The 10,637-nt window shown below is 64.2% G+C and carries 9 protein-coding genes, 3 tRNA genes and 1 pseudogene; 4 read left to right on the forward strand and 9 right to left on the reverse strand.

Annotation, left to right across the window (positions count from 1 at the left end; translation table 11 throughout):
• Positions 1 to 17: 17 nt before the first annotated feature.
• Genes E3O67_RS15055 through E3O67_RS15075 form a run of 5 tightly spaced genes read right to left on the reverse strand, consistent with a single transcriptional unit; the run spans position 18 to position 5,484 of the window.
• Positions 18 to 1,319 carry a glycosyltransferase family 4 protein gene (locus E3O67_RS15055; protein ID WP_134429910.1) on the reverse strand — a complete coding sequence of 434 codons (1,302 nt, stop codon included), beginning with the start codon at positions 1,317 to 1,319 and terminating at the stop codon, positions 18 to 20.
• A gap of 8 nt (positions 1,320 to 1,327) precedes the next feature.
• Positions 1,328 to 2,305 carry a GDP-L-fucose synthase gene (locus E3O67_RS15060; RefSeq protein ID WP_134429911.1) on the reverse strand — a complete coding sequence of 326 codons (978 nt, stop codon included), beginning with the start codon at positions 2,303 to 2,305 and terminating at the stop codon, positions 1,328 to 1,330.
• The gene (gene gmd, locus E3O67_RS15065) at positions 2,302 to 3,429 is read right to left on the reverse strand and encodes a GDP-mannose 4,6-dehydratase (protein WP_134429913.1); all 1,128 of its coding nucleotides are present in this window, start codon (positions 3,427 to 3,429) and stop codon (positions 2,302 to 2,304) included. The genes E3O67_RS15060 and gmd overlap by 4 nt, the downstream gene beginning before the upstream one ends.
• 7 nt (positions 3,430 to 3,436) lie before the next feature.
• Entirely contained in the window at positions 3,437 to 3,946 is a 510-nt protein-coding gene (locus E3O67_RS15070; protein ID WP_198417178.1) for an adenylyltransferase/cytidyltransferase family protein, read from the reverse strand.
• The gene (locus E3O67_RS15075; RefSeq protein ID WP_241982224.1) at positions 3,946 to 5,484 is read right to left on the reverse strand and encodes a sugar transferase; all 1,539 of its coding nucleotides are present in this window, start codon (positions 5,482 to 5,484) and stop codon (positions 3,946 to 3,948) included. Before E3O67_RS15075 ends, E3O67_RS15070 begins: the two co-directional genes overlap by 1 nt.
• 403 nt (positions 5,485 to 5,887) lie before the next feature.
• Between E3O67_RS15075 and E3O67_RS15080 the strand changes: the two genes are divergently transcribed.
• Positions 5,888 to 6,766: a neutral zinc metallopeptidase gene (locus E3O67_RS15080; RefSeq protein ID WP_134429915.1), complete on the forward strand. Its 879-nt coding sequence runs from the start codon at positions 5,888 to 5,890 to the stop codon at positions 6,764 to 6,766.
• A gap of 10 nt (positions 6,767 to 6,776) precedes the next feature.
• On the opposite strand, the gene E3O67_RS15085 is transcribed toward E3O67_RS15080, so the two are convergent.
• The 4 genes from E3O67_RS15085 to E3O67_RS15100 all read right to left on the reverse strand — a co-directional run bounded on the left by E3O67_RS15085 (position 6,777) and on the right by E3O67_RS15100 (position 8,089).
• Complete coding sequence (locus E3O67_RS15085; RefSeq protein ID WP_135103062.1) at positions 6,777 to 7,361, reverse strand: acyltransferase; 585 nt, start codon at positions 7,359 to 7,361, stop codon at positions 6,777 to 6,779.
• A 351-nt stretch (positions 7,362 to 7,712) separates the two neighbouring features.
• Positions 7,713 to 7,785 (reverse strand) — tRNA-Phe (locus tag E3O67_RS15090).
• Positions 7,786 to 7,853: 68 nt separating this feature from the next.
• A tRNA-Asp gene (locus E3O67_RS15095) sits at positions 7,854 to 7,927 on the reverse strand.
• Between the two features lie 89 nt (positions 7,928 to 8,016).
• Positions 8,017 to 8,089: transfer RNA gene (locus E3O67_RS15100), tRNA-Glu, on the reverse strand.
• Between the two features lie 238 nt (positions 8,090 to 8,327).
• Between E3O67_RS15100 and E3O67_RS15105 the strand changes: the two genes are divergently transcribed.
• The 3 genes and pseudogenes from E3O67_RS15105 to E3O67_RS15115 form a co-directional block, all read left to right on the forward strand.
• Positions 8,328 to 9,758, forward strand: coding sequence for a M23 family metallopeptidase (locus E3O67_RS15105; RefSeq protein WP_135103056.1), 1,431 nt, complete (start codon positions 8,328 to 8,330; stop codon positions 9,756 to 9,758).
• Positions 9,751 to 9,936 carry a hypothetical protein gene (locus tag E3O67_RS15110; RefSeq protein WP_135103057.1) on the forward strand — a complete coding sequence of 62 codons (186 nt, stop codon included), beginning with the start codon at positions 9,751 to 9,753 and terminating at the stop codon, positions 9,934 to 9,936. The genes E3O67_RS15105 and E3O67_RS15110 overlap by 8 nt, the downstream gene beginning before the upstream one ends.
• Before the next feature lie 183 nt (positions 9,937 to 10,119).
• Positions 10,120 to 10,637, forward strand: a pseudogene (locus E3O67_RS15115) (NlpC/P60 family protein); the annotation flags it as partial.

Genomic DNA, 10,637 nt, shown 5'->3' on the forward strand with positions numbered 1-10,637 from the left:
GGTCGTCCATTTCCGCTTCACTTCGGTTCGACTGCATCCGTCGCCCCGGTCGGAAATGGACGTGCCAACCGACCTCTCTCGACACCGCTGTCACATGCACCCTGCTCGAGAATTCGCCGAAACCGGCTGATTGCAGCGTCTGAGGAAAGGAAGCCGGCAGAGAACCGCCGCCCGGCCGCTCCGTAGGCGGCTGAAGACTCTGCATCACGACCGAGCTTCTCCGCTGCGTCCACAAGGTCGCCGGGGACCGCGGCGTTGATTCTGATTCCGCCGCCAGCCAACGCCAGCTCATCGGCGGTAACACTGGATTCATCAGTTGCCGCGATGACGGGTAACCCGGTGTTGAAGTACGTCGTAAGTTTGCTCGGTACGCACATTTCCGTCAAGCCAGGCCGCTCATTGACGAGCAGGATGTCCGCGGCTGAGAGGGTCGCCTGGAACGCTTCTTCGGATAGGGGATCGATGAACTCGAGACGGCGGTTGACGCCCATGGCTTCGAGTTGATGCCGCTTGTTTCCGTCGCCGAGGAGGACGAATCTCACCTTCGATCCCCGCTGCTCTGCGATCTCCGAAGCGTGGACAACGTTCTCGAGGGCCTGTTTGGCACCCATGTTCCCCGCGTGGAGAACGACGATATCATCCGTTTTCCAGCCGCGTGTGGTGCGCACTTCTTCCCGACGGTCGCCGTTCGGGTAGTCGGTGTGGCACCAATTGCGAACGACCTCGACGGAGTCGGCGTCGATGGCCATCTCCTCAACCAGATAGCGCTTGAACCGCTCGTGGATCACGACGACCGTGTTCGCACTGCGAAGGATGGACCGCTCGATGCGGCGGAGCAGCCAGGTGGCCAGGTGGCCGCCTGTTCCACTCTCGGACACTCCGAGGCTATAGATGTCCTGCACCCAGATGCAGGTGTTGGTGCGGAACAGGCGGGCGCGCAGCATTGCCGCGCCGACGGAGAATAAGGCAGGTGTGACCAGCACGGCCACGTCGGGCCTGTCCCACTTGCTGAACACCGCCCGAATCCCGAAGCCGAGTTCCATGCCCAGGCGGTTCCACAGACGCGGTTGCGACGGCACACCGTGACGGACTCTGGTGACGTTGACGCCTCTGATCTTTTCGCGGTCATGCTCGCGCCCGTCTTCGCGCTTGTGGCTGCCGTAGCCGTCGTAGATCCGCCATTGCGGGTAGTGGGGATTGCCGGTTATCACGGTGACCGGGTGACCACTCGCGGCCAGTGCCTCCGAGAGCCCAGTGGTGTAGACGCCGATGCCGGTCGGCTCGGGAGAATAGTTCAGTCCGATGATGGTGACCCTCATCTGCCTGCTCACCGCCCGCGAAAATCTGCGTGATGGGAAACAAACCAGGCGTACGCGTCTTCAAGGCCGTCCTCGAGGCCGATCGTGGGCTCCCAGCCCAGAGCCTGGATGCGGGTGATGTCCATCAACTTCCGAGGAGCGCCGTCGGGCTTGCTGGTGTCGAAAGTCAGCCGGCCGGTGAAGCGGGTGACTTTCGCGATCGTCGCTGCCAGGTCGCTGATGCTGCAGTCGGAGCCGGTCCCGACGTTGACGTGCGACAGCATGGGCGCAGTGCTGGCCTGATACACCTCACGGTCAAGTTCCATGACGTGCACGCTGGCCGCCGCCATATCGTCGACATGAAGGAATTCACGTCGCGGGTTGCCGCTGCCCCAGATGACGACCGTATCCTCCCCGTTTTCCCGTGCCTCGTGAAAACGCCTGAGCAGACCGGGGATGACATGGCTGAAGGATGCGTGATAGTTGTCTCCGGGACCATAGAGATTCGCGGGCATCACGCTTCGGTAGTCCCGCCCATACTGGCGATTGAAGCTCTCGCACAGCTTGATTCCGGCGATCTTGGCGATGGCATACGGTTCGTTGGTGGCTTCGAGCGGGCCTGTCAGGAGCGCGTCTTCGGCCATGGGCTGGGTGGCGAACTTGGGATAGATGCAGGACGAGCCGAGGAAAAGGAGTCTCGGAACGCCGAAGTCGTGTGCGGACTTGATGATGTTGGCCTCGATCAGGAGGTTGTCGAAGATGAAATCCGCCGGCGAGGAGTTGTTGGCTTCAATCCCGCCGACTTTCGCGGCAGCGACATAAACCTGATCGATGTGATTGTCCTCGAAGAAGGCCCGAACGGCTCGCTGGTCGACTAGGTCGAGTTCCGAATGACGGGCGGTCACGATGTTGACGTAACCCAGCGACGTGAGTCGGCGCACGATCGCCGAGCCCACCATCCCGTTGTGTCCCGCGACGTAGACAGCAGCGCCGGTGTCTCGGTTCACCAAGTATCCCAAGACACGAGGGAAGGGAAACCGTGACTCTTCAAGAGGACGCTCTTCTGCGCGATCACGAGGTCTGAGGCAACCATTTCCGCGCACATCTCTCGCACGCTGATCTCTGGCAGCCAGCCCAGCTTGAGACGGGCCCGGGTCGAGTCCCCGAGCAGGGTCTCCACTTCGGCCGGCCGGAAGTAACGGGGATCGACTCTCGCAATGACGTCGCCCGGGTGAACGGCAGGTGAGAGGTCTCCGACGACGCTGTCGACGATGCCGATCTCGTTCAGGCCCTCACCCTCGAATCTCAGGGTGATTCCAGCCTCTTTCGCCGACCATTCGACGAATTCGCGCACAGAGTACTGGACTCCCGTGGCAATCACGAAGTCCTCCGGCGCATCCTGCTGCAGCATCATCCATTGGAGACGAACGTAGTCGCGTGCGTGGCCCCAGTCGCGAAGAGAGTTCAGGTTTCCGAGGAACAGGCAGGACTCGAGGCCCTGGGCGATGTTGGCGATGGCTCGGGTGATCTTCCTCGTCACGAACGTCTCACCGCGGCGCGGGGATTCGTGGTTGAACAGAATCCCGTTGCAGGCGTACATCCCGTAGGCCTCTCGGTAATTCACGGTCATCCAATAGGCGTACAGCTTGGCGACCGCATACGGAGAACGAGGATAGAAGGGTGTGATCTCGCTTTGAGGTGACTCCCGGACCAACCCGTACAATTCAGATGTCGAGGCTTGGTAGAACCTGACTCTATCCGTCATCCCCAGCAATCTCACGGCTTCGAGGAGACGCAGAGTGCCCAGGGCGTCGATGTCAGCGGTGTATTCGGGCATTTCGAAGCTGACTGCCACATGGGACTGTGCACCCAGGTTGTAGATCTCATCCGGCTGCACCTCCTGAATAATGCGGGTGAGGTTCGACGAATCGGACAGATCTCCGAAATGCAGGAAGAAACGCGCGTTTTGCTCGTGCGGGTCCTGATAGATATGGTCGATTCGCTGTGTGTTGAGCTGCGACGACCGTCGCTTGAGGCCGTGAACCTCGTAGCCTTTGGACAGGAGAAACTCGGCCAGATACGAACCATCTTGGCCGGTCACCCCTGTGATGAGTGCCCTTTTCGGAACCATGGTCGTCCTATCGCTCGCTGTTGCTGAAGTCATGAACCGGTTGGTTGCTCGGCGCGTTGGAGGACAGGGCCTTCAGTGCAAGGCGGAGGGCCGTGCTCGAGGTCGAAACGGTATAGGGAAAGTAGATGATTTCTACGCCCACCTCGGCGAATCGGCGCTCAAGTCGGCGACCCTTCTCCGTGCCCTTCCAATCGTCGCCCTTGAAGTAGACGTCGAAATGAAGCGTGCGCCAGGTATCCAACTTGTCTTCGTCCGTTTCAGCTGTTGCTTCATCGACGAAGTCGATATGACGAACGATCTCAAGCCTCTCGGCCAACGGCACCACGGGTAGCGAACCCTTGGTCACGAGGAGCATTTCATCGGTCGCTACCCCGGCGATCAGATGATCGCACTCGCTCCTCGCGTGCTTGAGGATGTTGAGATGGCCAATGTGGAAGAGGTCGAAAGCTCCGCCAGCGTAGCCGACCGTTTTTGTCAAGGCCCCTCCTTCATTAATCGAGACGCTTTCGTTCGCCATCAGTACGCTCCTTCTGCTCGCATGACCATGCGAAATGTGCGCCAGATTATGTAGAGGTCGCCGGTCAGCGACCAGTTCTCGACGTAATACAGGTCGAGGCGCACGCTGTCTTCCCAGCTCAGGTTCGACCGACCGTTGATCTGCCACATGCCGGTCAGGCCAGGCTTGATGTAGAGGCGACGCCGAACGTGAGTGTCATAGGATTTGACTTCTTCGGGCAACGGCGGGCGCGGCCCGACCAGGCTCATCTCACCGACGAAAATGTTCCACAGCTGGGGAAGTTCGTCGAGCGAATATTTGCGCAAGAGTCGCCCGCACCTGGTGATCCGTGGGTCGTTCTGTATCTTGAACAGCACCCCGGAGGCCTCGTTCTGGTCGAGCAGGCCGGCCAGGTCGTCTTCCGCCGTCTGCACCATGGAACGGAACTTGACCATTTGGAAAGTACGCTCATTGCGCCCGCACCGCTCCTGGTGGAAGAGGATGGGCCCAGGCGAGTCGAGCTTCACTACGATCGCGATGGCCACCAGGAGCGGCCAGAAGACAAGAAGTGAGATCCCCGACAAGCCGATATCGAGGATGCGCTTGAGTACGTGCTTTGCGCCCTCGAATTGGGGGATCTCCACGTGGATCAAGGGCAACCCCTCAACCGGCCGGAAATGGATGCGGGGACCGGCGACATCCGTGAGCTGGTTGGACAGTACCAGCTCGGCGGATGTCCCCTCCAGCTCCCAACCCAAGGTGCGGATATACTCGCTCCCTCCGCTGGGAGCGCCTGCGACAATCACTGTGTCGATGGCGAAATTCGTGGCCGCGGCCCCGACGTGGGCCAGGTCGGAGACCACCGGGATGGTCCGGTTTTGAACCTTAACCGGGGACTTCGATCCATTTGCGAGTGCGATCCCCACCACGTAGTAGGTGGCACCGGCGTTCTCGATCTGGCCGACCACATATTCGACATCGGCGCGATTCCCAACCACGATGACTCGGGCAAGGTAATGGCCGAAGGCCCTTTGGCGCAGCAGCCACCGTCGCCACAGCCAGCGTTCCAAGACCAGGCCGCACATGCCGACGGGGAGTGCGAGCACGAAGAAGCCGCGCGCGACATCGACCTGAAACGCCAGGAAGCCGATGGCAAGCAGCCCGAAGGTGAGTGCGCTCGCGTTGATCACCTGCTTGTACTCGGTGGCGCCGATGCCGATGACGCGCGAGTTCCGGGTGTGGAATGCCCCCAGGGTCGCGATCCAGCTGAGCGCGATGAGCAGCGCGACGAGCCAGTAGTCTGCCTGATATCCGCCGACGGATGCCTGGGCACCCTCTCCGCCGAATCTCACGAGCAGGGCCGTCGCGACGGCGGTCATAACGATGCCCACGTCGCTCATCAGGAGTTTCGTCCGAAACTGTCTGGCCCAGACCAGGCCGGACGACTTCGCGTCGACGCTGACCGGGTTCTCGAGAGCCGGTGCCGGCACCAGGGAAAGCTTAGGCTGGGCGAGGGGGAGGCGCCCGGCGAGGGGCAGGCGCGGTTGTGGGTGCGTCACAGTCTGTTCACCCCGCCAGCAAGACGCGGTGGAGCGCTCGGCGCTTGGCCTGGGTGGGGCCGGTGAATTTGGGTCGACGAATAGGTCGACACGTCGCGGTCGTCTTCACGTGAATCCTCTGCATTTCGGGTGTACAGAGCGGGATGGGATTCGCCCGGGAAGCCTGTCTAGGGAACGAGACAACCCGAACAAACAAACAAGTGATGAATCTTCAACTGCTTGCGAGCTGACCATACCCCCGAACGCCCAAGTCGGCTCGGACCCCGAATGGGGGACGGCGGAGCTCACTTATTTCGGCGGGCGGGCACATCGTGCGCAAGGCACCTGCTGTTCCATTAGCGAGCTTTATAACCCGGACGCCATCATCGCGGCAGCGGACCACGTCAACGGGTAGCTTTTTCTCATGACATTTAACGACAACGCGAACATCGGCGGCGGCCGGGTCAGCAAAAGGGGCCGCACCGCGGGCATCGCAGTGGGCGGCGGTGTGGGTGCGATCGCCCTCTTCCTGCTCTCACAGCTCCTGGGTGTCGACCTGAGCGGCCTGGCCGGCGGCGGCACGCAGCCCGCCGACAGCGGCAGCGTGTCGAACCTGTCCGAGTGCACGACCGGCGCCCAGGCGAACGAAGACGTCGAGTGCCGGATCAAGGGCGCGGCGGCGTCCCTCGACGTATTCTGGGCTAAGGAACTGCCCGCCCGCGGAGCCGAATACCAGCCGCCGCCGGTTGCGCTGTTCACCGACAGCGTTGGAACCGGGTGCGGCGGGGCCACCAGCGCCACCGGACCGTTCTACTGCCCGCCGGATGCGACCATCTACATCGACACCGCGTTCTTCGGCGACCTGCGCACCCGCTTCGGCTCTTCGGGTGGTCCGCTCGCCGAAATGTACGTCGTGGCCCATGAATGGGGCCATCACATTCAGAATCTGGAAGGAACCCTCGCATCCTCCCAGGACGGCCAGACCGGAGCCGGCTCCAACGCGGTGCGGGTCGAACTGCAGGCCGACTGCTTCGCGGGCGCGTGGGCCGGGGCTGCCTCCAAGACCCGCGACGCCGGCGGAGTACCGTTTCTGAAGCCCATCACGGAGGCGCAGATTCAGGATGCGCTCAGCGCGGCATCCGCGATCGGTGACGACCGCATTCAGGAGTCGATGCAGGGCCAGGTCAACCCGGAGGCCTGGACCCACGGTTCCAGCGAGCAGCGCCAACGATGGTTCCAGACCGGCTTCGACGACGGTGCCGGAAGCTGCGACACGTTCGCGCCGTCCGAGACGGAACTCTAGCGGCGGCCGATCAGTCGCGGGTGAGAAAGCCGTCGTGCTCGGTGTACCACTCGCCGGTGACCGGGCAGACGAGTCTGCCGTCGCCTTCGGCGCGCAGCTGCATGCCGCTGCGGCCGACCCAGGCGATGCGCTGGGCGGGCACGCCGGCCACCAGGGCGTAGTCATGGACATCGTCGGTGACCACCGCGCCGGCTGCAACCATGGCCCAGCGACCGATCGTGAGCGGCGCGACGCACACCGCGTGGGCGCCGATCGACGCCCCCGTGCGCACGGTCACACCCACCAGGTCCCGCTCGTCAGTCGCCCTGCGCGTTCCGTCGGTGTTGATGGCCCGCGGATGCGCGTCGTTGGTGAAAACCGCAGCCGCACCGATGAAGACCCCGTCCTCGAGCAGGGACGGCTCATAAACGACCGCGTAGTCCTGAATCGTGCACTGCCGACCGACGACGACGCCGGGACCGATGTAGGCGCCGCGCCCGAGAACGCAGTCCGGTCCGAGCCGCGCGTATTCGCCCACCTGCACGTGATTGCGAATCAGGCAGCCAGGGCCGATCACGGCGCTCGGGTCGATTTCGGCCGAGTCCGCGACATCCATCACGATACCTCCGCAGAGAGGACGAGACCGCGACGCACGGCGCGGAGGCAGGAAGGTCGGCACGTTCGAATCGGATTCACGGTGGTTCCCTGCAGATCGGGTTACAGGTCGGTGTGTCGCGCCGGGCCTGCCGATGCCGGTTGCCCGGGCCCCTGCGGGTGATCTGACGAAACCTCAGCGTTCAACAAGCGGAACGTACCTCGTTATCGGCAGGAGTCGCTAGCACCCCATCAGGGGGTCAGGATGTGAAAGAGGGGGCGTGCGGGCCCGGGGAGGTCACGGGCGAGCGGATGCCGAGTCGGGGAAAAAAAAAGAAGGTCACCCCAGTAGAAGCCTGGGAGTGACCTTCAGTGGCCCCGACCGGCGTCGATCCGGTGACCTTTCGATTTTCAGTCGAACGCTCTACCAACTGAGCTACAGGGCCAGAAGCTACTTCGAGAAGAAAGCTCCAAGGAAAAAAACCCCTTCTTTCGAAAGGGCTTGTTGCCTGTGCGACCCTGACCGGACTTGAACCGGCGACCTCCGCCGTGACAGGGCGGCGCGCTAACCAACTGCGCTACAGGGCCTCGTGATGAGAACCAAATATTTAGTTTGTGTTCGTGTTGCTGTTTTTCGTACTTAGTTATTCTTGCACATCCCAGGCCTGCAGGATGCGTAGCCCCAACGGGATTCGAACCCGTGTTAACGCCGTGAAAGGGCGCCGTCCTAGGCCGCTAAACGATGGGGCCGAGACGCCATAGAATTCATGGCTTCCGACGCATAAGCATACGGTCTACCGCGCAGGAATCCCAAATCGAGTGCAGAAAGAATGTCGCCCGGGGGCGTCGTGCGCATCGAGGCTGTGAATCTCCAGGGATTTTCTTGACGAGCGGCTAGATTCAAGGGGGGTAATTTTGCCCTGTAGTTGTTACTGTAAACCGTTCTCAAACAGCAGCAGATGTGTGTAACGAGCCCGATCGGGGAGTAATGAAGCGCACGGCAGGTCCATTCAGCCGGGAAGCACGAGCAGCGCAGGGGGGTAACGGATGCGCGCGCAGCCCGCGCCGCCGTCGAGACCGTGTCAGCCTCGCGACCGGTTTCGCCGCCGCCCTCTCGCTCTTCGTCGCCCTCATCGGCCCGGCCGGTCCGGCCCAGGCCATCGACTACCCGACCTGGCAGGACGTGCAGAACGCCAAGTCCAACACGGCCGCCGCCTCCGCCCAGGTCGCCGAGATTCAGGGATTGATTGCCGGCCTGCAGACCCAGGTCGCGCAGACGCGGGCCGAATCGGAGGCGCGCGGAGCGGAACTCCAGGCCGCCCAGGATAAGTTCGACGAGGCCAGCCGCCGCGCCGCCGACCTCGAGGCGCAGGCCGCTGCGAGTTCCGTGGTCGCGGAGACCGCGACTCGCCAGGCCGGCCAGCTCGCCGCGCAGCTCTACCGCACCGGCGGCACCGACCTGAGCGTGAACCTCTTTCTCGACGGTGAGGCCAGCGGCGAAGACGCGGATGCGCTCCTGTCGAAGCTCGGCAGCATGAGCAAGCTCGTCGAGCGCAGCAGCAGTGTCTACGAGCAGGCGCAGACCGCCACCAACGTGGCCGAGTCGCTGGGCGACCAGGCCAAGGTCGCCCAGACCGAGCGTGAGAAGCTTCGCATCGCGGCCGAGGAGGCGCTCGCCGCCGCGCAGGCCGCCGCGCAGGCCGCCGCCAACGCGTTGACCGAGTCGGAAGCGAAGAGCGTCGAACTCGACGCCCAACTGGCGTTCATGCAGGATGCGCAGGCCACCACATCGGCGGGCTATGAGGCGGGCGTGATCGAGCGGGCTCGACTGGCCGCCATCGAAGCCGAACGGGTGCGCGTCGAACGCGCTGCGGCCGCCGCAAGGGCAGCAGCGGAAGCCAACGCGCGGGCGGCAGCCGCGGCGGCCTCGAGGCCGAGTGGCGGAAGCTCGAGCAGCAGTTCCGGCAGTTCCGGCAGCTCCGGTGGTTCCGTCGGCGGCGGTGGCTGGGCGGTCCCAGCCGGCGGTCGCATCACCGACGGCTACGGACCGCGCGCGGTGATCTGCGGCAACAGCGGCTGCAGCAAGGGCTTCCACAGCGGCACCGACCTCGGCACCGGCTGCGGCGCCGGAATCTATGCGGCCAGCAGCGGCACGGTCATCTATGCGGGCGTCTACGGAACCTACGGAAACTTTGTCCTCATCCAGCACGCCAACGGCGTTTCCACCGGGTATGCCCACATCCGCCCGGGCGGGATCTTCGTCTCCAACGGCGAGAGCGTCTCCGCGGGGGAGAGCATCGCCAGCTCCGGTGAGACCGGGGCCGCCAGCGGCTGCCACCTGCACTTCGAGGTGCGCACCAACGGCAGCCAGGTCAACCCGGCGCCGTTCATGTCGGACCGGGGCGCGCCCCTTGGCTAGAGACGCCGAGCGCCGGGGGTGGCGCACCAAGCCCTCCCGTGTGTTCGCGGCGGTCGCCCTCGGGGCGGTCTCGGCATCCGTGGGCGTCGCGGCGCCGGCGGCGTTCGCCGAGCCCGGCTACCCCAGCTGGGACGACGTGGCGCAGGCCAAGCTCAGCGAGGCGACCAAGCAGGCCTAGATCGAATCGATCACCGAGCTGCTCCAGGGCCTGCAGGTCACGGCGACCGCGGCCACCAAGACCTCCCTGATCAAGGCGGAAGCGTACCGGGTCGCTCTGGACGACCTCGAGGCGGCCACGGCGCGTGAAGCGAGCCTGGCGAGGCAGGTCCAGGCGGCGGATGCCCGTGCCGCCACCTCGAAGATGCGGGCCGGCCTGATCGCCGCCCACCTGTCGAAGACCGGTGCGCAGGACCTGTCGATGACCCTGTTCCTCAACGGCGACAACGCCGACCAGTTGCTGGGACAGCTCGGCACCGCGAGCAAACTGAGTGAGCAGTCCGACACGATCTATCGCGAGGCACTGCAGGACAAGAACACCGCCGAGTCCCTCGGGGAGCAGGCGGCGTCCGCTGCCGTGGAGCGCACCCGGCTCAGCGCCGAATCACTGACCAGGTACGAGGCGGCGAATGTGGCCGCGCAGGCCGCCGAGACGGCATACGAGACCGAGCAGCAGCGCTCCACCGAGCTTTTCGCGCAGCTCGCCCTCCTCAAGGACACCACGGCCGAGGCTGAACGCGCCTACCAGGCCGGTCAGGACGCCGAGGCGGCGGCCGCGTCCCTCGCCCGGGCCCAGGCGGCGGCAGCCGTGCAGGCCGCTGCCGACGCCCAGAAGGCGGCGGCCCGGACGCCCGCAGCCGGTCAGAGCACGCCCCGGCAGCC

This window comes from Cryobacterium sp. TMT3-29-2 (genome assembly GCF_004564305.1).
Lineage (GTDB): Bacteria > Actinomycetota > Actinomycetes > Actinomycetales > Microbacteriaceae > Cryobacterium > Cryobacterium sinapicolor.

Excerpts from the sequence above, each read along its gene's own strand:
- E3O67_RS15070 (WP_198417178.1), bottom strand. The coding sequence starts at position 3,946 with ATGGCGAACGAAAGCGTCTCGATTAATGAAGGAGGGGCCTTGACAAAA.
- gmd (WP_134429913.1), bottom strand. The coding sequence starts at position 3,429 with ATGGTTCCGAAAAGGGCACTCATCACAGGGGTGACCGGCCAAGATGGT.
- E3O67_RS15085 (WP_135103062.1), bottom strand. The coding sequence starts at position 7,361 with ATGGATGTCGCGGACTCGGCCGAAATCGACCCGAGCGCCGTGATCGGC.
- E3O67_RS15105 (WP_135103056.1), top strand. The coding sequence starts at position 8,328 with ATGAAGCGCACGGCAGGTCCATTCAGCCGGGAAGCACGAGCAGCGCAG.
- E3O67_RS15080 (WP_134429915.1), top strand. The coding sequence starts at position 5,888 with ATGACATTTAACGACAACGCGAACATCGGCGGCGGCCGGGTCAGCAAA.
- E3O67_RS15055 (WP_134429910.1), bottom strand. The coding sequence starts at position 1,319 with ATGAGGGTCACCATCATCGGACTGAACTATTCTCCCGAGCCGACCGGC.